Origin of the sequence: Pseudomonas sp. QLc11A (assembly GCF_052112305.1) — a bacterium.
Classification (GTDB): domain Bacteria; phylum Pseudomonadota; class Gammaproteobacteria; order Pseudomonadales; family Pseudomonadaceae; genus Aquipseudomonas; species Aquipseudomonas laurylsulfatiphila.
In genome coordinates this window covers 415727-436540 of record NZ_JAVAJJ010000001.1, presented here as the reverse complement: position 1 = coordinate 436540, position 20814 = coordinate 415727, and the positions used below count along the sequence as shown (strand labels likewise).

General features: G+C 55.8%; 19 protein-coding genes. 11 read left to right on the top strand and 8 right to left on the bottom strand.

Going from position 1 to position 20814, the window contains the following annotated elements; all coding sequences use genetic code 11:
* Positions 1–4 precede the first annotated feature (4 nt).
* The 4 genes from Q8X48_RS02060 to Q8X48_RS02045 are packed head-to-tail and all read right to left on the bottom strand — an operon-like array spanning position 5 to position 7243.
* Positions 5–2068 (bottom strand): AIPR family protein, encoded by a 2064-nt coding sequence (locus tag Q8X48_RS02060; protein WP_407799292.1) that lies wholly within the window; start codon positions 2066–2068, stop codon positions 5–7.
* Positions 2061–3029, bottom strand: coding sequence for a PD-(D/E)XK motif protein (locus tag Q8X48_RS02055; RefSeq protein ID WP_407799291.1), 969 nt, complete (start codon positions 3027–3029; stop codon positions 2061–2063). Before Q8X48_RS02055 ends, Q8X48_RS02060 begins: the two co-directional genes overlap by 8 nt.
* A complete protein-coding gene (locus tag Q8X48_RS02050) occupies positions 3022–5769 on the bottom strand; it encodes a Z1 domain-containing protein (protein WP_407799290.1) in 2748 nt (915 codons plus the stop codon). The genes Q8X48_RS02055 and Q8X48_RS02050 overlap by 8 nt, the downstream gene beginning before the upstream one ends.
* Positions 5759–7243 (bottom strand): ATP-binding protein, encoded by a 1485-nt coding sequence (locus Q8X48_RS02045; RefSeq protein ID WP_407799288.1) that lies wholly within the window; start codon positions 7241–7243, stop codon positions 5759–5761. Before Q8X48_RS02045 ends, Q8X48_RS02050 begins: the two co-directional genes overlap by 11 nt.
* A gap of 385 nt (positions 7244–7628) precedes the next feature.
* Here Q8X48_RS02045 and Q8X48_RS02040 point away from each other — a divergent pair, with 385 nt between their 5' ends.
* Entirely contained in the window at positions 7629–8048 is a 420-nt protein-coding gene (locus tag Q8X48_RS02040; protein ID WP_407799287.1) for a very short patch repair endonuclease, read from the top strand.
* A gap of 390 nt (positions 8049–8438) precedes the next feature.
* A complete protein-coding gene (locus tag Q8X48_RS02035; RefSeq protein WP_407799286.1) occupies positions 8439–8948 on the top strand; it encodes a BRO-N domain-containing protein in 510 nt (169 codons plus the stop codon).
* A gap of 390 nt (positions 8949–9338) precedes the next feature.
* Here Q8X48_RS02035 and Q8X48_RS02030 read toward each other — a convergent pair whose 3' ends face one another.
* Entirely contained in the window at positions 9339–11129 is a 1791-nt protein-coding gene (locus tag Q8X48_RS02030; RefSeq protein ID WP_407799285.1) for a SulP family inorganic anion transporter, read from the bottom strand.
* A gap of 113 nt (positions 11130–11242) precedes the next feature.
* Between Q8X48_RS02030 and Q8X48_RS02025 the strand changes: the two genes are divergently transcribed.
* Both Q8X48_RS02025 and Q8X48_RS02020 read left to right on the top strand, forming a co-directional pair.
* Positions 11243–12208 carry a hypothetical protein gene (locus tag Q8X48_RS02025; RefSeq protein ID WP_015096518.1) on the top strand — a complete coding sequence of 322 codons (966 nt, stop codon included), beginning with the start codon at positions 11243–11245 and terminating at the stop codon, positions 12206–12208.
* Between the two features lie 119 nt (positions 12209–12327).
* Entirely contained in the window at positions 12328–12645 is a 318-nt protein-coding gene (locus tag Q8X48_RS02020) for a helix-turn-helix transcriptional regulator (protein ID WP_217836162.1), read from the top strand.
* Positions 12646–12772: 127 nt separating this feature from the next.
* On the opposite strand, the gene Q8X48_RS02015 is transcribed toward Q8X48_RS02020, so the two are convergent.
* The gene (locus tag Q8X48_RS02015; RefSeq protein WP_015096519.1) at positions 12773–13834 is read right to left on the bottom strand and encodes an MBL fold metallo-hydrolase; all 1062 of its coding nucleotides are present in this window, start codon (positions 13832–13834) and stop codon (positions 12773–12775) included.
* A 216-nt stretch (positions 13835–14050) separates the two neighbouring features.
* Here Q8X48_RS02015 and Q8X48_RS02010 point away from each other — a divergent pair, with 216 nt between their 5' ends.
* The 3 genes from Q8X48_RS02010 (at position 14051) to Q8X48_RS02000 (ending at position 16504) form a co-directional block, all read left to right on the top strand.
* Positions 14051–14659, top strand: a complete 609-nt coding sequence (locus tag Q8X48_RS02010) for a TetR/AcrR family transcriptional regulator (protein WP_407799284.1) — start codon at positions 14051–14053, stop codon at positions 14657–14659.
* A gap of 156 nt (positions 14660–14815) precedes the next feature.
* Positions 14816–15883 carry a diguanylate cyclase gene (locus Q8X48_RS02005; protein WP_407799283.1) on the top strand — a complete coding sequence of 356 codons (1068 nt, stop codon included), beginning with the start codon at positions 14816–14818 and terminating at the stop codon, positions 15881–15883.
* Between the two features lie 81 nt (positions 15884–15964).
* Entirely contained in the window at positions 15965–16504 is a 540-nt protein-coding gene (locus Q8X48_RS02000) for a DUF1003 domain-containing protein (protein WP_126047164.1), read from the top strand.
* Between the two features lie 6 nt (positions 16505–16510).
* On the opposite strand, the gene Q8X48_RS01995 is transcribed toward Q8X48_RS02000, so the two are convergent.
* Positions 16511–17452 (bottom strand): LysR family transcriptional regulator, encoded by a 942-nt coding sequence (locus Q8X48_RS01995; RefSeq protein WP_407799282.1) that lies wholly within the window; start codon positions 17450–17452, stop codon positions 16511–16513.
* A 15-nt stretch (positions 17453–17467) separates the two neighbouring features.
* On the opposite strand from Q8X48_RS01995, the gene Q8X48_RS01990 reads away from it, so the two are divergent.
* Positions 17468–18175: a CTP synthase C-terminal region-related (seleno)protein gene (locus Q8X48_RS01990; protein ID WP_407799281.1), complete on the top strand. Its 708-nt coding sequence runs from the start codon at positions 17468–17470 to the stop codon at positions 18173–18175.
* Positions 18172–18495 carry an antibiotic biosynthesis monooxygenase family protein gene (locus Q8X48_RS01985; protein ID WP_407799280.1) on the top strand — a complete coding sequence of 108 codons (324 nt, stop codon included), beginning with the start codon at positions 18172–18174 and terminating at the stop codon, positions 18493–18495. The genes Q8X48_RS01990 and Q8X48_RS01985 overlap by 4 nt, the downstream gene beginning before the upstream one ends.
* A 115-nt stretch (positions 18496–18610) precedes the next feature.
* Here the strand turns inward: Q8X48_RS01985 and Q8X48_RS01980 are convergent, their stop codons facing one another.
* A complete protein-coding gene (locus Q8X48_RS01980) occupies positions 18611–18937 on the bottom strand; it encodes a DUF2025 family protein (protein WP_015096526.1) in 327 nt (108 codons plus the stop codon).
* Positions 18938–19147: 210 nt separating this feature from the next.
* On the opposite strand from Q8X48_RS01980, the gene Q8X48_RS01975 reads away from it, so the two are divergent.
* Both Q8X48_RS01975 and Q8X48_RS01970 read left to right on the top strand, forming a co-directional pair.
* The gene (locus Q8X48_RS01975) at positions 19148–20272 is read left to right on the top strand and encodes a glycerophosphodiester phosphodiesterase (RefSeq protein WP_407799279.1); all 1125 of its coding nucleotides are present in this window, start codon (positions 19148–19150) and stop codon (positions 20270–20272) included.
* A 197-nt stretch (positions 20273–20469) separates the two neighbouring features.
* Complete coding sequence (locus tag Q8X48_RS01970; RefSeq protein WP_102700541.1) at positions 20470–20778, top strand: PepSY domain-containing protein; 309 nt, start codon at positions 20470–20472, stop codon at positions 20776–20778.
* The last annotated feature ends 36 nt before the right edge of the window (positions 20779–20814 follow it).

Below are 20814 nucleotides of genomic sequence, written 5' to 3'. Positions count from 1 at the left end.
TCACTCAGCTTTCGATCTCCAGTCGCTCCAACAGGTACTTTAATGCCGTCTTCTCACCCTTGGATAGGTTCAGGCGACCGGAAGCAATCTTATTCAAGGCGCTCATATTCTTAGGAGATGCAACCCCGTTCGCTTTAGCCTGAACGATTATGTCGTTCGCTCGGGGCACTAGGCCAAACAACCTAACGTCGAAGTCGACCTCAAGATTCCTAGATGCTTCACGACTGCCTTGTCGTGTTTCGTCGCTGTAGTCCCCAACGGAAACACCGAACTGGAGAGTCATTTCGCTCGGCACGCCGACCCTACCCTTTATATGCTGCTCCCAACAGAAATCCCGTTTGGCGAATTCCGATATATTCCTGACGTTGTCCGGGGGGGATCTTAGGATGCCCGCCACCGAGCGGGCCACTTCGAGCATCGAGCCAAGCAACGGTGCCGGAACGCTTTGCTCTCGCCATATCCGATCCAAGTCGATCTGCTGACCTTTTTCTCGGAATCCATCTGCGCAGGCTGCGATAGCGTACGTGACAATCTGAGCCTTGTAGCCTCTGTCAGTTTGGTACCACGACGACCTCTGAACTGCTTCATCTAGATCGATGAATAGCAGTGCTTTAGCCATGGCTCGGCGGAACCAGGTTTCACTGAGCGAGGCTCCATCTCCAAGCTTCGATAGCACAGATATTGTGTAGCGGTTGAAACATTTCTGGGCGCCTTCACTGACGTGATGGGGACGTCCTTCAAAAGACAACTCGTATTTAGCAAGATCAGTCTTTGTTACAAGCCTTGTCTTCGGATACATCAGCTCTAACTTTTTACGCTCAGACGAAGTTTTGTAGGAAAAGAGATTCTTGTATTGACCTCTCGCTCGCTCATAGAACCACTTGCTGCTGTGAAGCTCGCCCGCTTTCTGCGGCACGGAAACCTCTTTGGAGAAGCGCTCAATTCGAATCTGTACCGGACTGTTGGAGGCAAGATCGGCCAGCGAAACCTTGTTTTGTGTGTTTGCGTACTCAGAAATTCGTGGAACAACATCAGCCAGACGAATCTCGTCGACTACGGACAGTTTTACTTGGACGTATACGTGATCAAGCTTCCTACCTAGACCATCGCGAGCATAGAGCAGCGAAGCAGTGGTTTGCCCCCCATTCACAATCTGGAAGTCTTTGATGTGGGAAATGGCCAACGCACCATTTGCAAACCTTCGAGTCTGAACAGAAGATGCTGTAGCGGTGACACCGTTATTGTAGGCGAAGAACATCCCTGGCTCCTCCGCAATGGTACGCAGGATGCCTTTGTTGACGCCGGTCTTTGCTTGCAGGTAGGTTCTGACATTCTGCTCGAGCAAACGGTTACCGAATGCTGCGAAGACCTCAGCCAATACTGAACCAGGGATTGCAAAGAGAAAGCTCTGATAGCTATCCGCCCCAACCGAGGCTGGCAGGCATTCGATAGCACCATCAAAATCCTCATCAAAATCGACCTCGACTGGTTCACCACCAGTCGAGGAAATCCTCGAGTAGCGCTCAAGGTCGAGGACGTTAATATGCATGGTCACACCGTCGAGATCTCTCGTTTCGAAGATGCTCTTACGAACCCGCAGATGGCCATTGGTGAACAAAATCACCCGAAGTCGCCTGATCCTAGTGCTGTATTGCTGAATCAGAACAGCGAGTTGATAGGCCGGACTGGCCTCTTCCAAGCTCTCAAGAAACTTTCGACTCGTTGCGACCTTGAAGAATCGCTCAACACCATCTATAGCACGATCTATGTCTCGACTATTGACTCCAGGCAGATCATCATCCTGTCGGTAATCACTGACCGCCAAATAGAGATCGCCGGATTCACTGGAGTCCCCTTCCAGCATATCCAGTGCGTATCCGTCAATTCGATAGCCGCCCTGACCTTCTCTGAGAATCGGACAGTAATCCATATCCGGTGTATCGCCGTTCTCTGCTGCAAGCGCTGAAAAGATTCGGAAAAACTCCGTAATCTGGAGTTCGTGATCCGCGATACTCCCGATGCGAACCTCTTCAAGCAAATTCGAGTATTCCTCCTGAAGATCAACCATTGAGCTGAACCTCCAGCTCCGAAGGAGCTACCAGAAAGTCTTTTATCGTTTCACATGCGATTTCATAGCGGACCTTGGTAATCCCTAGTGGGACGTTACTTGGTACTAGCCGCGGGAAATTCTCATCAACCCGATAGACACTCAACTTTTCCAGATTAAATGTCTCGCCGACATAACCGGCATCAGAATCGTAGCCCGCAACGATTAACTTACACTGGAACTCCATGAGCCCAGCTTTGTTGGTTTCAAGCCTAGAGAAAATGGTAGAAGACAAGGACTCCAGACTCAAACCTTCATCTGAAGGGCAGAATCGATTGACCGCGATAAATAGACTGCGGGCATCCCAGTTCAACTGATCCAGTGACGAAATTTTCAGTGTTTGACGCTGAGTTGAAAGTTGCGCCTTCACCTCAATACGCACATTATTCAAGCCAATATCGTTTGTATCGCCGTCTGGCCCGCGCCATCCTCGGACAGCCAATGGGGCATCGACACCACACTCATCGATAGCCCAAACCAACATGCTCAGCTCTCCAAGAAGCCCCAATCTCTCATTGAATGAGAGTTCGCTAGTTCGTCGACGACGCAGTAACTCAGCCCAACGGCTCAACCTCACCCCGAATATTTGGATCGCACCTTTTTGAGTTTCCGCCACAGAGGATGCTTCTGCAAGATCCCAACAGATGCTCGAGAAGAGGTCGGTTAGCCCACGATCTGTTAATCGCAAAGTCAGGCTATGAACCTCCTTGTCATCTGCCTGATGGACGACAATGTTCTCGAATGCGGGGATCTCATCCGCATCGAAGCTAACTGTAGAAGACTCGAGCGTGAACTCTCGCTCACCCGCAACCGAAAACCCGATAAACAGATCAATCAGGTGATCAGGACAGACTCGAAAGCGTCCTGCGCTGTGGCCACGCCCTGAAATTTCATCCCATTTGCCGCTGAAGTCACTATTCATCGAATAGCTCCTCATCGGTCTGGGTCTCTTCTAGTTGTTGTTTCAACAACTGAGCCATTCGCACGGAAATAGCATATTCGCGTGGTTTCGGTGGAACCTGGGTACTGGGGAAGGCCAAGCTCAACGTGACAATTGGCAAGCCATCTTGAAATTTGAGTTCTTTGTCACCCGCTCGCTCTAGGTCAAACTTAAAGTCGACCAAGTGGATTACAAGCAGAGGTCTCTCCCTTGAAAGTAAGCATGACTTCTCCGCACTAATTTTCGGATCCTCCGCTTCGACCTCCTTGATTCGCTTTTCCAGCAGATCCCCGCGCTCGCCATACATGAGGTCATTGGGCGCCGCATCAGCAACAACGTTTTTCTCAGTGATTTTTACGACATCAGGGTCATCCGACTTAGGAATGCCTGAGTGACGTTCACGGCAAAAAACACTATCTGCCCCCTCAATTGCCAGTGGAAACTTGAACGAACCTTTTCTTCTGAAGGGAATTGCAATATCCCACGTGGCGAGTTCACCAGCTGCTCGATCAGAAATGTAGTCCAATGCCAAACTCCTCTCTTCGTTACCCAGGGCGAACTCCAGCTGAGGTAATTTGAACTTCCGAAGCAATTCTTTCACTACGGAAACACTGATGCCTGACCAGACAAACGCTGACTTATCGTCCACACGCTTGTCAGAGAAATCCGAATTTAGAGTCCCCACAAAGGAGCTGACCGCATCAACATGCTTGCGGTTTATTTCCCCATTGTTGAATAGCTCATATGCCTGTAGATGACGACCCGATAAATCCAAGGCAATCAGAAGGGGTTTTGCTGCTCTCATTTTGTTCGCCGCCGTGATGGCGATACCTGTCGGGCTCTGACGAACCTTGAGACCAAACTGATCAGGGGTGAGCCCCATTCTTTCCATTCGAACAAGGTCGTCTCGCAGCTCCTCAACCGAGTCACTAACCTCCCGGAAGTCTCCGAGCATATCCTTGGTTGCATGAACTCGGCAGAGTTTCTCGTATTCGGGACGGTAACCAAACCATCGACCCATCTGGAGAAGAGTATCGGCAGCCCCGACATTTCGAAGCACATATGAAACCGCAAGCCCCTCAAGGGTAAGTCCGCGTGAAAGTGCCAACCCCCCTACAGCGATAAGATGCAGTCCCGACTCAGGTGCTTTGGAGTAGTCCAATCCGCCCCCACGCATGTTAACTAGGCGAACCTCAATCGACGAAATAGCCCGCTGCAGTACTTCTCTCACCTCCCCCCAAGAGAACTCGGAACACATTTCGTATTCTTTCAGCCAAACTGCGTATAATTGACTTAGAACCTCAGATCGCTCCCAAGTTGGACTCATCGCCCATACCTCGACAGTAGCTTTCAACTCTTGAAGCAGGCGATAAATTTCGTCGTGAACCTGTTTCTGAATGGCGTTGAACCTGCTGACGTTCACAAGCATGGAGGAATGACGGTCTCCTTCACCGGCAAGCGTTCGTAGGCACCTGAACAGTGCATATTCGAAAACTGCATTTTTGAGACTTGGTGGCAGTTCTTTTACTAGATCTCCCGACTTATGCTTAATCGGTAGAAGGTCCTGATAGTCGTCAGGAATCGATCTCACACAGGTATCGTAAAATTCACCTTTTTCGGAAAAAAGTTTATCTGCTCCGATATAGTTATCCGGTGGCTCCAATGACTTGATGAAGTGCTCAGGAAAGAGGTCATTTTTGAGCATCTCATCATTTGTGTCCGGATCAATGAAGATATTTGCAAAAGGTGTTGCTGTATATCCCACGTACGACGAACGTCGTGAGCAGTCCAAGAGCTCACGGATACGGGAGTTAATTCTTGTAGTAGCGTTAGGATCCTTTGCGGTATTAATGGAGGCGTTATCGGCCTCATCGTCAATCAACAGCATTGGCCCTTCGAGCTGACCACCTTCTCGAAGTCCTTTCAACCACTCAGCAAGCTGTTCCAAAACTTTGTCATGTTTTTTCGTCACGAAGAGTATCGGGTCAGCAAAGTTTCCTTCCGCAGCAACTATCCCGGTTGCCTTTCCAACGTTGAAATCGGAAGCCTGTGTGGTTCCGCAATATGGATGGCGAATGTCCGAGCTTTCACCTTCGATTCCTTTGAAGACATAAGAGACAGGATAAATCACCGACGCCACTGAATCTCCAAGGGAGGACTTGCCAACGAAGGTCTGATCGAGCCGCACCTGAGTTTGATACCTCAGCGAGTTAGTCAAGCCCGCGAGAACAATAATGACGCGGTAACCAGCATCAGCTGCCTTGGCAATGAGCGCCGAGTAGTTGGTTGTCTTGCCAGACTGAACATGCCCCATCACGAGACCACGACGACGCCACGATTTGGTTTCTTGAGGATTCCCCAGATAGCCAACTATCTCGTCTGTTACGTTGTCTACTGACCCAACAACCTGTACAGGAAGGACTGAATGATCCAACCAGTATTTCTGCAGCCGACGCCAGAAGTAAAAATTAATCTCTCCTTTGCGTTTCGGGTACCACTCCTCGAAATCGGTTTTCAGAACGTGACCTTCACCTTGGTTAGTTCCATAAAAGGTTTCAAGGTGTCGAATTAGTCGCCCAGCAAACTCATCTTCAAGAATTTTTGAAATACCAGAGTTTTCTTTAACGTGTTTTTCGAGAAAACCCTGAGGAACAGGAAATCGTCCCCTCACAATCTTATCGATCTCCATACGGAGGAAACTAAGAGCAGCATCAAAGTCCATTTTTCATTCCCCACTTTTTGGCAGTATTCTTTCGGACATAGCTTTCAGTGTATGTCCATTGACTGGAGAAGGGCTCTACATCCCTTAAGAACTTAAGAAACTCATCAACCTCGAACTCTCCATCGCTACCCTGAAGAAAATTGAGCACACACTGATGGACAAGGGACTCAAACTCCTCAGTGGATGTTGGGCATTGATTGACACGAGCCTCGTTCGCGTCGGCAAGAAATTTATCCATCGGAAAGTAGGACTCTAGCAATCGAAGCACAGCGTCTGCTTTGCCGAACAGAGAATCCATATCCAGCAGACTCGCCACCATCGGGTGATCTCGATTTACTCGATAGCGGATTTGGCCATTCTTGACATATCTGAGCCAAACAGATTGAACTTCGGGCAGGTCAAGCGAAACTCCTTTCTTGCGGTGTACCGAGAATGATCGCCGGTTAAACCGCTTGACAACCTCTTGGAGACGACGCTTGAGAGCTTCTGGAAGTTGGGCGTCAGATTTATCTAAAGTGATTCGCCACTCAGTATCAACTGTGTTGGGAAGGTCTACCCTGACCCTAGTCAACTGAGAGAGTTCACCGTGTGGAACCAACCGAAACCAAGTGCCGAAAATAATCAGGCGTTTGTTTCTATACACGTAGAACCCCTGATTACGAACCATTCCCTCAGGTCCGCCGAGTCGCTCCTGCTCCTCAACAGTCAGCTTCGAGAAATGAGGTAAAACATACGGTTGAATGCTGATAACAGATCCGTTTGCGGTCTTGATGACCTCAGCATCCAAAGTTTGCGTCGCATTGTGGGCAGTCATGAACGGATCGATTGGACGTAGCCGCCGACCGTTAACTGAAATGGTCAAGCGCCGATCAGTCTCTCCTGCTAGATAGCGGTGAAATACTAGAGACAGCCGCTGGCTGGCATGTGCAATGGCAAAAGTAAGTGAATCATCGAAACTGAGACCAACCTCCCTATCAAGCACACGATCGGAGCGTGTCCATATTACTTCCGTACCTGATTTTGACGCTTGGGGTTTAGCTAAGAGACTTTTTGCTTCAGTACCTTCTAAAACCTCCATACTCCAATCATCAATGTTGTCAATATCCCATCGCGCGGCATTGATGATCCCGCCACACCAGGTAACCACTGTAAGCACCCTAGCCTGAGACAGAGAAGCTGATTTCAGTCCCCAGCCGAATCGCCCAAGATCATCAGACTCCCGTGCATCCTGTGGATTGGCACTTGCAGGACGCATGGCGATCACCAGCGTCTCAAAGTCCATACCAGTCCCGTCATCGCGGATCCTGACTACAACATCACTATCCTCAGGCTCAAACGTGATATCCACCCGAGAGGCTTTGGCCTTGATACTGTTATCGATCAGGTCGGCAAGAGCTGCCGCTAGATCGTAATTGCCAAAACTTCGCGCGGTCGCCATCAGATCCTTTGCCTGAGGTGGATTCGAAATCCTCAACTCTCTCTCCTCAGCCCATACGATGGGGCTATATGGCAACAAGCCACTACACTTTATCTGGATAACCAATTTGGGTAAACGATCAGTTTAGACAAGTGATTGTCCGTCCGATGAAATGGCCAGCCCTTCAGTGAACGAGTCCAAAAAAGGCAGCGCGCCAAACAAAAAAGATAAGCAGCTATACCTATAGCAACAACCTTTACATATAGCGCTGAGTTTCTTCGAAAAAACACAACCTCCCTCACCACGCCGGGCGACATAGCTCTAGGTTTCGAGTGAAAAATAAGTAATGTCGTGAGGCGGTCTTAACCAGCAGACTGCGGAATTTGCATGTTTTTCCGAGATTCGCGGCCAAGGCTTTCAATTGGATCGAGAGGAAAACTGAATGTGTGCTGACAGAATTACACCAGAACACCGCTCCAAGATCATGTCCATGATCAAGGGAAAAAACACGCAGCCTGAAATGGTCGTGCGATCGGTGTGCCATGAAATGGGGTTTCGCTATCGTCTGCATAGGAAGGATCTGCCGGGAAAACCTGACTTGGTGTTCCCTAAACACCGACTATGCATATTCGTCCATGGCTGCTTTTGGCACAGACATCCTGGCTGCAAATATGCGTATACGCCCAAGAGTAGGTTGGACTTTTGGCTGCCAAAACTGGAGAAGAACGTGGAACGAGATGCTGATGCACTGCAGGCGCTACACACGCGGGGATGGAGAGTGGCGATCATTTGGGAATGCCACACCAAGAACAGAGAGCTCCTACGCACTGAAATCCAGAAGATATTTGGTTTGAGTGCTTAAGCCCTAGATATTTCCGGTTGAAAAATCATGACCGATTTTGAAAGGTTGACCCTGCGGCACTGAGACTCTAGGCTTTCGATTCGGCGCCTAAGAAACGCCTCAACCAGAGCGGTCCTCCGCACCCGACAGTCATGCGGCTTTTTTTCGTCTGCGGTTTCTCTACGCCTGCGAGAAAATCCCCGTTATGTCGGGAGTGGGCGAATACAAGACCCGAAAGGGGAATATGTCCGGCCCGTCTCTGGTGGGTTTCTTAGCTCCCGACACCCTTAACGAATGCCCTAAGAAAGCAGCCAGAGGTAAAGGAAATGCCTGACTATCCGACCTTCACGATGAAGGTGAATCGCCGTCCCCACAGATCCAACCATGCGCTTCCACTCCTGGAGGCCCGCCATGCCTGAATCGCTCAAACCCACCCAGTTCACTCGTCACAACGTTCACTTGCATGCCCTTCTTTTGGAGAACCAGGCCTGGTTCTGCGCGCATGATCTCGGGCGACTTATGGGTAAACACCTTGATGAGCGCGTGACGCGCAAGCTCGATGCGGATCAGAGGCGATTGATGCTCGTTGATCTCTATGGCGCCGCTAAAGAGCGTTTGATGGTGAGCGAGTCAGGTGTGTATGCGTTGTTGATTTATCACTACTGCCCTGAGAATCGATTGCTGCGAGAGTGGCTGACGCATCAGGTGGTGGCTGCGTTACGTGATGCCCGTCCTTCACGAGCAGTGGAGCGCCCGACTTTGAGCGTGCTGGACTGGCCGAAGATGTCGCTTTGTATGTTGCATTGGCAGGATGAGCCGTGGATTCGGTTGCGGGATATGCCGTGTATGTTGGCGGATGATCCTTTCAATCGACGTGAGTCCTGGTGGCGGAAGGCGTCACGGGTTATGCGTGGATACTGATTGTTTGCCCTTACAAAATTCCGCTGCCTGAATTACAGGCGGCGGATTTTTAGTTTTGCACTCAAATCGTTGGCCGCACAATTCGTGTTTATCTGATGCTCCGCGCTGGCTGGTTTTAGGGCAGCTTCGCAGCCCAACGGGGGCAAGCCCCCTCGCCACAAGGTGGGATGCTTGGCTTGGGTGCTGAGTTGACGTTGAGAATCTCGAGCAGGCTCGCCCCACAAGGGATCTGCGGCGGGTTTAGAAACAGTCGCCCAGCGAATTAGGTGCTCTGTCTGATTGACCGCGTTTGCTGAGTTTGGGGCCGCTTCGCAGCCCAGCGGGAGCAAGCTCCCTCGCCACAGTAAGGTGTCTGTCTGCCAAATCGGTGTGAGAACTGCCAGCCCCCACTCAACGCCCTACCTTCCCTCCTTCATCCCCCTCGACATAACCCACCCGATAATTCGCCACATAACTATCCACCGCCGTCCCAATCGTAGGAAAAAACGCCGTCTCCCCCAATCTTGCAAACAACCCAAACCGCTTCAGCTTGTCCTTCACCGGGTCCTTCATCTCGGCAAAGCACAACTCGATTCCCGCCGCGTGCAGGGTGTCGTCCAGTTCGGCGAGCATGTCGGCGGATGTCACGTCGACGCTGGTGACCGGTTCTGCGGCGACCACCAGCCAGCGCACGGGTGTGGGCGATGCCGCGACGGCGTCGAGCACGCGGTCGCTGAACAGTTCGGCGTTGGCGAAGAACAAGGGCGCATCCCAGCGGAACAGGACCAGGCCGGGGATCAGGTGTGCGTCGGGGTAGCGTTTGATGTCGTGGTAGCCCTTGACCCCGTCGGCGCGGCCCAATACGGCGGAGTACGGGCGCCAGGCGTCCCAGAGGAATTCGATGATCGCGATCACGATGGCCAGGCCGATGCCTTCGATCGCGCCGAACACGGCCACGCCGACGGTGCAGACAATCGATAGCCAGCATTCCCAGCGCTGGATGCGATAGATCCGGCACAGGTCGGTGATTTCGATCAGGCCGATGGCCGAGGCGATCACGACGGCCGCCAGGGCGCTGGACGGTAGATGTTGCAGCAGGTCCGGTGCCATCACCAGCAGCAAGGCAACCGCGAGTGCGCCGACGACGCCGGTCATTTGGGTTTTGGCGCCGGCGGCTTCGGCCACGGGTGTGCGTGACGAGCTGCTGCTGATCGGGAAGCCCTGGAAAAGTCCGGCCGCCAGGTTGGCGATGCCGAGGCCGACCATTTCCTGGTTCGGGTTGACGTAGGTTCGGGTCCGCGCCGCATAGACACGGGAGAGCACGCTGGTGTCGGCGAACGAGACCAATGCGACGGCGCACCCGCCGATCACCACCGGGACGATGTCGGCGGTGGTGATCCAGGGGATGGCGAATCCGGGCAAGCCTTGGGGGAGCGAACCGAGGACCGACACACCGGCACGTGTCGCCAGGTCGAGGACTCCCACGGCGACCGTCGCGCCGACCACGGCGATCAGGATGCCCGGCAGTCGCGGCCATCTTTTGAGCAGCAGGATCACCGCCAGGGTGAGCCCGCCTACCGTGAAGGCGGCCCAGTTGACCTTTCCCTCCATCAGCGCCGAGGCGATGGCCCCTATGTTTCTCAATGGGCCGTCGGACTCAATGGAAAAGCCGAAGAGCTTGGGCAACTGGCTGATCAATACGGTCAGTGCGATGCCGTTCATGTAGCCGTAGCGGATCGGTTTGGACAGCAGCTCGGTGATAAAACCCAGGCGCGCCATACCGGCCAGGATGCACACCGCTCCCGAGACGATCGCCATCATCCCCGCCAGGGCAACGGCACGCTGCGGATCGCCGCCGGAGAGTGGAATGATGACGGCCAGGATGACGGCCACCAGGGAGGAGTCCGGCCCCATCACCAGGATCCGGCTGGGGCCGAACAGGGCATAAAACAGCAGCGGAACGATGGTCGCGTAGAGGCCATAAATGCCGGGCACGCCCGATGCCACCGCGTAGGCGATACCGACGGGCACCAGCATCGTGGTCAGCACCAGGCCGGCCACGATGTCGTAACGCAACCACGCCCATTGGTATTCGCGCAGCACGCCCAATCCCGGCAGCCAGCGACGCCAACCGGTCTGTTCGTCCCGGCGGGCTATGCGGCCCGGTTCCGGGTGAGAGGGCGAAGTATCTGGATGGCTCATGAATCGCCCTCACTAATGGACAGACTCGGCGATATCGAAGTGATCTCAGTGTAGCTATTGCTTCGAATGCGCCATCACTGGAAGCTGTTCACCTAAAGGACCTGGAAGCCGACATGAAATTCGACCTCGCCTACTGCCTCAGCCTCAACGACAAGTTGTCGATCTACGACGTTCGGGATCTGAATTTCGACGAGACGATGGATTTCGACTCCGCCAGGGAACACTTCCAGTGCCCCAACGATGCCTGTCGCCTGGCGTTCGATGCGGCCAATGAGCTGGGCACGTTCAACGCCAAGAATGTGAATTACGTGCGCACGCCGCACTTCAAGAACTTGCCGAGTACGCGGCATGTCGAGGGCTGCCCTTATGTCAGCTTGAAGGCGCCGGCGTCGGGTGTGGAAGAGGCGGAAACGGATGACAGCCGCGAGGAAAATTTCCCGTCGGAATTGTTACTGACTCGACGTGAGTATGTGCGTAAGCCGTCCAGCCCGGAGGTGATTGCTGATGTGGTTCGGGATGAGCCAGTGGCGCCTAAGGGGGCTAGTAATATCGAACAACCGGGCAAAGAGTCGGCCCCGGACAAGACCAGCGTCTTCGCCCACCCGGTGGAGTGTTTCGTATCGAACTTCGACGACAAGGATTTGCTCAAGCGCGTGCCGCTGAAGATCGGCGAGCACACCGCGCCTTATGGCTCGTTTTTCAAGAAGATCGAATACCTGCAGGACAACAAGGGGCTGATTTACTGGGGCAAGGTCAAGGAGATCAAGGACTACACCCAGAGTTTTCGCATCGATTTCGAGAAGAAGGTCTGGTTCGAAAAGAGGCCTTACTCGGTCAATGTCTACCTGAGCAAAAAACTCATCGACAGCTACCGCAAGCGCAAGGCGTTCCTCGAGGAGATCAAGCACGCCATCGAGAGCGGGCGTGAGTTGTACTGCTTCTTTTATGGCGTGACGCCGGAGCTGAAGCAGGTGCCGAGCAAGAAAAACCCCGAGCAGACGTTCGGGGTGTTTAGCGCCAACATCGAGAATCTGGATCACTTTATCGTGCGGGAGGCGCCGGGGTTGGCGGACAAATAAGTGCAGTGCCGTTCGTCTGCCTGAAAAGAATAATCAAAAATTGCGTTTGATCCGGGCTCAAAACAACTGTACAAAAACACAGTATATTTTGACCAACACTCTCGAGCCCGGAGAACACCATGGCCTCTCAAGCGATGAAAATCACCCTGGAACGTATCGCCCTCTTCCAATTCACCCCGGCCCACTGCGCCCAGGCCCGAGCGATGCTGGGCTGGAGTGTGGAAGAGCTGTCGCGCGAATCCCGAGTCTCGGTGGAGGCCATTCAACGCTTCGAGGCACGCCAGGAAGTACTGGATGTCACGCGCCTGGTGCTGGCCTATCGGTTCGAATCGGAAGGGTTGGTGTTCTTCCCCGGGTTTGCGCCGGGTCGAGGAATGAATGTGAAAGGGTCGACGCCAAATCCGGTCGGGCGGGCGGATTTTGCGATGGTGGAGTGAGCCAATTCATCGATTGACGATAAATGGCCCCCTGTAGGAGCGAGCCTGCTCGCGATGGACGTTAACGATAACGCGCAAATCCTGGATAAACGCGGTGTCCTTGAGTCCATCGCGAGCAGGCTCGCTCCTACAGGGCGTTCTGCACCACCACTTGCTCACTCTCCCCTTCCACCGCCAGCCACCACGCACCACCACGCTGCGGATGCATCAGATTGAACGCCTCTCCCATCTGCGGAGTGGTGATCGATACATTGCGTTCCCAGGCCAGGGCCAGGATGCGGTCAAAGGGTTCGTACCAGGCGTGCATCGACAGGTCGAAGGTGCCGTTGTGGATCGGCAGTAGCCAGCGGCCCTTGAGGTCGAGGTGGGCTTGCAGGGTTTGTTCGGGTTGCATGTGCACGTGCGGCCAGTCGACGTTGTAGGCGCCGGTTTCCATCAGGGTCAGGTCGAATGGGCCGTACTGTTCGCCGATGCGTTTGAAGCCGTCGAAGTAGCCGCTGTCGCCGCTGAAGAAAATGCGCGTGTCAGCGTCGATCATCACCCACGAGGCCCAGAGGGTGCTGTTGCTGTCGAACAGGCCACGGCCGGAGAAGTGTTGCGACGGGGTGGCGATGAACCGGATGCCATCGACTTCCGTGCCTTGCCACCAATCCAGTTGGCGGACTTTGCTGGGGTCGATGCCCCACTTGATCAGGGTGTCGCCTACGCCCAGCGGGGCCAGGAAATGTTTGGTCTTGTCCGCAAGTTTCAACACAGCCGCATGATCCAGGTGGTCGTAGTGGTCGTGGGACAGGATCACCGCTTCGATCGGCGGCAATGCCTCCAGGCTGATCGGTGGCTGGTGGAAACGCTTGGGGCCGGCCCATTGCACGGGCGAGGCGCGCTCGGCGAAGACCGGGTCGGTGATCCAGAATTTGTCGCGCAGCTTGAGCAGCACCGTGGAGTGGCCCAGGCGATAGACACTGTGGTTGGGCGCTGCAATCAGCGCGGCTTGCGTCAGGGCTTGCACCGGGACGGGGGCGCTCGGGCGGGTGTTTTGCGGTTTGTGGAACAGCGCGTTCCACAGGATGCCCATGGTTTTGCCAAAGCTTAAAGGTTGAACCGGCGTGAAGTTCTGGTATTGGCCTTGAGCCTGTCGGGACGCTTCAGGTGTGGAGGCGTTGTCCGCCGGGGAGTTTGAATTGGCCATGACTGAATGACTCCAGAAAAACCGCGTTTGACGCGATTCTCCGTTTTGGGACGATAAAGGGCCAAGGCACGCACGCATCAGCCGGACTTTCTATTTTTTACCGGGCAGGATTAACAAAACATTACACTGCACAGTGTAGTTTCTAGGTTGCATCAAAGTCGATGACAAGTAAACTGCTGAGTGTAATTCCCCTTTTCTTCCTGCCGAAGCGTACTTATGACAGCTCCACAGCGCCTCACCGACCGAAAACGCCAAGCGATCATTCAAGCCGCGATCATCGAGTTCCGTGACAACGGTTTCGAGATCACCAGCATGGACAAGATTGCGGCCACTGCCGGTGTGTCGAAGCGCACGGTGTACAACCACTTTCCCAGCAAGGAAGAGTTGTTCGCCGAGATCCTCAATCAGTTATGGATCCGGGTGACGGCAGAACAGGAAACGGCCTACCGTCCCAACCTGCCGTTGCGCGACCAATTGCGCGTGTTGCTGATGGCCAAGCTGCAAATGTTGGGCGATGACAATTTTCTCGATCTGGCCCGGGTGGCGATCGCGGCGACGATCCATTCCCCGGAGCGGGCGCAGGATATGGTGGCGCGAATGGGCGAACGCGAAGAAGGGCTGACGGTATGGATTCGTGCCGCACAGGCGGATGGCCGATTGAAAGCCGTGGCGCCCGAGTTCGCCGCGCAACAGATCCATGGCCTGCTCAAGTCTTTTGCATTCTGGCCGCAGATTTCCATGGGCCAACCCGGCTTGTCAGCCGAGGAGCAAAACACGGTGGCGGATTCCGCTCTGGACATGTTCCTGGGCTATTACCAGCTCTAGTCCAGCCGTTTCAGCACTTGCCTACATTAAATGGCTTCGAAGGACACTGATTATTCCGGCTGGAATAAATGACAATGTGTGCTGCTTTTACCGATGAACGGTAATTCCGCCCCCCATGCAGTAAAGTGTTTCAGAATGAATCTGGTGCAGGAAATCATGGATAGACAACACGGCAAGGGTTTGTCATTTGCCAGACGCATCTACATGCCTCGAACCATTGGCTTGGGCATCGGCAGTCTGAGTGTGGCCGCTGCCCTGTATCCGTTGCACTTGCCGGTGTGGGTCTGGGTTTTGTTGGCGTTCAATGGTTTTGTCTGGCCGCATCTCGCTTATCAACTGTCGAGCCGCTCGGCCTTTCCCTACAAGGCCGAACGCCGCAATCTGCTTTACGATTCGTTGTGCGGTGGTTTTTGGGTCGCGACGTTCCAGTTCAATCCGCTTTGCACCGTGACCATTCTGGCGATGATGGCGATGAACAATGTCGCCGCCGGCGGCCAACGGATTTTCCTGTTGGGTAGCCTGAGCCAAGCGGCGGGCGTGCTGATTGCCTGGTCGCTGTTCGGCGCGGCATTCACCCTGTCGACCACGCAATTGCAGGTGTGGGCCTGCTTGCCGATGCTGTCGCTCTACCCCTTGGCGCTGGGCATGGTCTGCTACCGGTTGGCGATCAAGCTTTCAGAACATAAACGTACCCTGAGCGCCCTGAGCCGCACCGACAGCTTGACCGGATTGCTCAACCACGGTGCCTGGAAGGACTTGCTGCAACTGAAGTTTCGCGAGTGCAGCCAGCGTCATGAGCAGGCCGTCATTGCACTGATCGACATCGACCATTTCAAGACCATCAATGACACCTACGGTCATCTCATCGGTGACTCGGTGCTGCGCCAGTTGAGCGTCGAGCTCAAGTGCAACCTGCGCGAAAGCGACCTGGCCGGCCGCTATGGCGGTGATGAGTTTTGCGTGATTCTGCCCAACATGCCGCTGAATCAGGCCGTGGACGTGATGGAGCGTTTGCGCAGCGTGTTGCAAGACTATCGGCATGGGGAAGTGCCCGGACTGCGGGTCAGCCTGAGTATCGGTCTGGCGGCCTACCAACCGTCGTTTACCGATGCAACGGCCTGGCTCGATGACGCGGACAAAGCCCTGTACACCGCGAAAAACACCGGACGCAACAAGGTCAGTGTCAACACAAACAACACCAGCCTGGAAACGTCGAAAGCATGATGCGATAGCTTGGCGATTACGCTGCTCGAATGACGCCAGGGCTATAGTGAGCCTCAGTCCCAGCGCCAGGCAGAGAGCACCATGAACACCACGCCAACAGACAACGCCACCGCCGCCCCCGTCGATCACCTGCGTTTCCATCGCCATCACGCCCATCTGGCGCCGACCTTTGGCAATGACAAGTTTGCCCTGCGCGCCGAAGCCTTTGCGCGGTTCTTCGGTACCCCGACCTTTCTCGGCGCCCAAACGCTGATCGTGGTGATCTGGGTGTGCCTCAACCTGTTCGGTGTCACCCACTTCGATGCGTACCCGTTCATCCTGCTCAACCTGGCGTTCAGCCTGCAATCGGCCTATGCCGCGCCTTTGATTCTGTTGGCCCAGACGCGTCAGGCCGCGCGGGACAAGGCCCAATCCGATGCCGATGCGCAGCACCGCGAAGCGCTGGCGACCGCCAACAGTGAGCGGCAGGCAGAAGCCGCGAAAAACTCCGCGCAACTGCTGGAACTGCTCGAGCAGAACACCCGCCTCACGGAGATGACCAAGGCCCTCACCGAGCGCATCGAAAACCTGACGTCGGAAATGCATCAACACTTCGTGCGCAAGGATGAACCACAGGCCTGAACGGTTTCACGGCAGTTTCAGCGCCCGCCCCAGCTCATCGAACAAGGTGACCACCGAGCGCAAGGCTCGGCAGTCGGGACGGGTCAGCAGCCACAGCGCGGTGTCGTAACCGTGCAAGGGCTCGCCCAGCGGGCGCAGTCCCTCGCCGATCAAGAAGTCCGGCAACGCCGCGACACCCAGCCCCGCCCTGACCAGCTCGGTAACCGACAGCATGCTGTTGCAACGGTAACCCGGCGTTACGCCCGGCAAGGCCTGGCGACGCCAGGTAACGGTAGGGTGATCCGGCAGGAAGTCATCCGGGGCGATCCAGGTCAATGAGGCCAGGTCTGTGGTGTTGACCGATTGCAGGTATCGCTCGCTGCCACACACGCGGTAGGCAATGTCCGCCAGTCGCCGTCCTACCAGGTGCTCCGGTGGCGTACGGGTCAGGCGCAGGGCGATATCGGCATCCCGGCGGCTGAGGTTGGCAAAGTCATTGGACGTACTGAGCTCGAGCGTCAGGGCCGGATAGTTCGGCATGAACTGCGCCAGCGCCGGCAACAGCAAACCTTGCAGGACCGAATCGGTACAGGTCAGGCGCACGATGCCGCTGATCACTTCACCGCCCTGCTCCACACCGATGCGCGCCGCCTCCAACGCCTGTTCAGCGCGCTCGGCCTGCTCGGCCAGTGACTGCGCCAGGGTGGTGGGCAGGTAACCGGCGCGGCTTTTTTCGAACAATTGCTGACCCAGCGCAGCCTCCAGCCGGCGCACCGCTCGAAACACCGTCGAGACGTCCACCTTCAACAGCTGCGCGGCCCGGGCCAGAGAGCTGCCGCGCACCAATGCGAGGATCAGGGCCAGGTCCGGGTAGTCCAGTCGATAGTGCGTCGCTGCATTGATCACTTGGGAAAACGCCAATATTGAGTGCGTGAACGCCAATCTATAGTGGGCCTCAGGAATCAACAAGTGCAGAGGCCCCTCATGGAAAACCGTACGATTCGCATCGCCCTGATCGGCGACTACGACCCGCAAGTCACCGCCCACCAGGCCATTCCCGTAGCCCTTGAAATGGCCGCTGAACACAGCGGCCTGAAGGTGCAATGGCAATGGCTGGCCACCGATGAAATCCACGCCGGGACACCGCTGCACCCGTTCGATGGCTTCTGGTGCGTACCGGCCAGCCCGTATCGCAACATGGACGGTGCATTGCTGGCGATCCGTTTTGCCCGCGAACAACGGCGGCCGTTCCTCGGCACCTGCGGCGGTTTTCAACACGCGGTGCTGGAATATGCGCGCAATGTGCTGGGCTGGTCGGATGCCGAACACGGCGAGACGGCGCCCGATGCAGCACGGGCGCTGCTGACGCCACTGTCGTGTGCGCTGGTCGAGGCCGTCGATTCCATTCATCTGGTTGAAGGCTCGTTGATCGCACAGGCGTACGAAAGCGCCGAGATTCGTGAAGGCTATCGCTGTCGCTATGGGGTGAATCCGCAGTTCGAAGGGGAGCTGCTCAGGCGCGAGCTGCACGCCGTCGGCCACGATTCGCAACAGGGACTGCGCGCGGTCGAACTCAGCGGCCATCCGTTCTTTGTCGCGACCTTGTTTCAGCCCGAGCGGGCGGCACTCGGGGGCGTCTTGCCGCCGCTGGTTGGCGCCTTTGTCGAAGCCTGTGCGGGACGCTCGTCATGATCGCCGATACGCCAACGGCGCCTTACTACGCGGTGATCTTCACCTCGGTGCGCACCGAGGGCGATCAGGGTTATGCCGAAGCGGCCGCAAGGATGCTGGAACTGGCCCGTGAACAGCCGGGGTTTCTCGGGGTGGAATCGGCTCGGGGTGAGGATGGGTTGGGAATAACCGTGTCGTATTGGGCCAGTGAGGCGGCGATTCTGGCGTGGAAGCAGCATCCGGAGCATACGGCGATTCGCGAGCGTGGGCGTTCGACCTGGTATGCGCGGTGTCATACGCGGGTGTGTCGGGTTGAGCGGGCCTACGGGTTCAGTCTGTAAATGATGCGGTGTTCTTGAGGCCGTCTTCGCGGGCAAGCCCGCTCCCACAGGGATTGATGGCAACCTGTGGGAGCGGGCTTGCCCGCGAAGAGGCCAGAACAGTCACCACAAAAACTCAACCCCGAACCAGACTGCGAACCGCCGATATCTCCGGCACTTCCCCCCGGTTCATGTACACCCGCAATGGCTCGGTGATGTTGATCCGGTCATCGATGTTCTGGTCCAGCAACAACTGGATCAATTCGCGCTTGAGCGTCATGGCCTGCCCGGGCCCTGCGCCCCAGACGAACTCGCTGGTCGGGATGATGCCGTCATCCGCCACGTCCATGCCGAACGAGTCTTCGCTGAAGCGCACGAGGTAGTGGCCGGTCTTGCGGTTGAGGCCGACGAAGCCTTTGAGTTGGTCGGCCGCCTGGCAGATCAGTTGGGAAGTGATGCGCATGGTAAACCCCGCAATGGTGATCGTTGGTTTACACGCAGGGCCTGCGTTTCCCTCTGCCGGGGAAATTGAAGGGCCCAGCGTACTGCAAACGGGCGCACAAAAGTGCTGACGAAAATCAGCTTCAGGCAGATTTATGTCGGTCTCGTGATAGCGCCTGCAAAGATGAGTTGCTAAAAGGGAGCGCTCACTCATTGCGAAAGGATCTCGACCATGCCCGCAACCTTCACTAAAAGCACCCTGTTGTTGAGCCTGCTGCTGGGCCTCGGCCAGGCACAGGCCGCCAGCGAACCCGGTCCCACGGAACTGGCGACTCGCCTGGGCATTCCGCACCCGGCGGTGATCGCCCACCGTGGCGCGTCTTTCGATGCGCCGGAATCCACCGCCGCTGCCTACAAGACGGCCCGCGACCTGGGCGCCGATTACCTGGAACTGGATCTGCAGCGCAGCAAGGACGGCGTACTGTTCGCCTTGCACGACAACAACCTGCAACGCACGACCGACGTCGCCAGCAAATTCCCCGAGCGCAAGGACAGCCCGGCCAATGCCTTCACCATGGCCGAGCTGAAAACCCTGGATGCGGGCAGCTGGTTCAATACCGCCTACCCGGATCGCGCGCGTCCTGCCTTCGCCGGCCTGAAGATTCTGACCCTTGATGAAATCATCGACATCGCCGAGGGCAACGCCCTGCACAAGCCCGGGCTGTACATCGAGACCAAGGAGCCCAAGCAGTTTCCCGGCATCGAACACGACCTCAAGGAAAAACTCCAGGCCCGTGGCTGGCTGAACCCCAGCGAATCGAAACCGGCCAACAGCGCGCTGGCGGTAGGCCAGGGCAACGGCAAGGTGGTTCTGCAGACCTTCGAGAAGAGCAGTCTCGAACTGCTGCAAAAGGAAATGCCGAAGGTGCCGAAGATCCTGCTGTTGTGGGTCGGTGAAGGCAGTATCGAGCCCAAGTCCAGGGTGACCTTTGCCGAGTCCGCCGCCAAGGACAAGGCCGCTTACTACGCCGCACAACAACCGAAGGACAAAGCCGAATTCCAGCGTTGGGTCGACTACGCCAAGGCCCAGGGCGCCATCGGCACCGGCCCGTCCGCAGCCCTGGCCCAGGGTGGCGACCAGAGTTACTCGGACCTGGTGCAACCCTGGATGAACCAGTACACCCACGATCAGGGCCTGCTGGTGCACGTCTACACCATCGACGATGCGGTGGACTACCAGAAAGTCATGGACACCGGCGTCGACGGCATTTTCACCAACCGCGCCAGTGAGTTGTTGAAGTTCTATAAACGTCCGGCGGCGAGTGTGGCGCAGGTGCTACAGAACAACGGCTACTGATCCAGACCTGTGGGAGCGTGGCTTGCCCGCGAAGAGGCCATCAGCCTCAACATCAACGCTGACTGACACTCCGCTATCGCGGGCAAGCCACGCTCCCACAGGCGTTGATGCAGGACAGGTAGCGGGTTTTAAGGATGAATTAAGTTGCTACGACTAACCTGATTCCACTTAAACGACTTAACCAAGGAAAGAAGCCCATGAAGACCCTGACTGCTCTGTTCACCGCGGCGACCCTGATGCTCACTGCGGGTCTGGCCCAGGCTAAAGATGTGCCCGTCGACCAGATCCCTCAACTGGTCAAGGAAGGCAAGATCAAGCCGCTGGAAGAGTTGAACCAGATCGTGTTGAAGCTGCACCCGGGCGCCACCATCACCGACAGCGACCTGGACAAACACTCCACTATCTACGAGTACGAAGTCGAACTGCGTGACGCCAGCAATGTTGAATGGGACGTGGATTTGAACGCCGCCACCGGCGAAGTCCTGAAGAACAAACAAGACGACTGATGCACCCAGCAAAAGCCGCACAATTTGAAAGTCGTG

What these genes read in the sequence shown, in the direction of transcription:
- Q8X48_RS02025 (WP_015096518.1), top strand. Translation starts at nt 11,243, where the DNA reads ATGAAATTCGACCTCGCCTACTGCCTCAGCCTCAACGACAAGTTGTCG.
- Q8X48_RS01985 (WP_407799280.1), top strand. Translation starts at nt 18,172, where the DNA reads ATGATCGCCGATACGCCAACGGCGCCTTACTACGCGGTGATCTTCACC.
- Q8X48_RS02000 (WP_126047164.1), top strand. Translation starts at nt 15,965, where the DNA reads ATGAACACCACGCCAACAGACAACGCCACCGCCGCCCCCGTCGATCAC.
- Q8X48_RS02020 (WP_217836162.1), top strand. Translation starts at nt 12,328, where the DNA reads ATGGCCTCTCAAGCGATGAAAATCACCCTGGAACGTATCGCCCTCTTC.
- Q8X48_RS02015 (WP_015096519.1), bottom strand. Translation starts at nt 13,834, where the DNA reads ATGGCCAATTCAAACTCCCCGGCGGACAACGCCTCCACACCTGAAGCG.
- Q8X48_RS02060 (WP_407799292.1), bottom strand. Translation starts at nt 2,068, where the DNA reads ATGGTTGATCTTCAGGAGGAATACTCGAATTTGCTTGAAGAGGTTCGC.
- Q8X48_RS01990 (WP_407799281.1), top strand. Translation starts at nt 17,468, where the DNA reads ATGGAAAACCGTACGATTCGCATCGCCCTGATCGGCGACTACGACCCG.
- Q8X48_RS02010 (WP_407799284.1), top strand. Translation starts at nt 14,051, where the DNA reads ATGACAGCTCCACAGCGCCTCACCGACCGAAAACGCCAAGCGATCATT.
- Q8X48_RS01970 (WP_102700541.1), top strand. Translation starts at nt 20,470, where the DNA reads ATGAAGACCCTGACTGCTCTGTTCACCGCGGCGACCCTGATGCTCACT.
- Q8X48_RS02050 (WP_407799290.1), bottom strand. Translation starts at nt 5,769, where the DNA reads ATGGACTTTGATGCTGCTCTTAGTTTCCTCCGTATGGAGATCGATAAG.
- Q8X48_RS02055 (WP_407799291.1), bottom strand. Translation starts at nt 3,029, where the DNA reads ATGAATAGTGACTTCAGCGGCAAATGGGATGAAATTTCAGGGCGTGGC.
- Q8X48_RS01975 (WP_407799279.1), top strand. Translation starts at nt 19,148, where the DNA reads ATGCCCGCAACCTTCACTAAAAGCACCCTGTTGTTGAGCCTGCTGCTG.
- Q8X48_RS02040 (WP_407799287.1), top strand. Translation starts at nt 7,629, where the DNA reads ATGTGTGCTGACAGAATTACACCAGAACACCGCTCCAAGATCATGTCC.
- Q8X48_RS02005 (WP_407799283.1), top strand. Translation starts at nt 14,816, where the DNA reads ATGGATAGACAACACGGCAAGGGTTTGTCATTTGCCAGACGCATCTAC.
- Q8X48_RS01980 (WP_015096526.1), bottom strand. Translation starts at nt 18,937, where the DNA reads ATGCGCATCACTTCCCAACTGATCTGCCAGGCGGCCGACCAACTCAAA.
- Q8X48_RS02035 (WP_407799286.1), top strand. Translation starts at nt 8,439, where the DNA reads ATGCCTGAATCGCTCAAACCCACCCAGTTCACTCGTCACAACGTTCAC.
- Q8X48_RS02030 (WP_407799285.1), bottom strand. Translation starts at nt 11,129, where the DNA reads ATGAGCCATCCAGATACTTCGCCCTCTCACCCGGAACCGGGCCGCATA.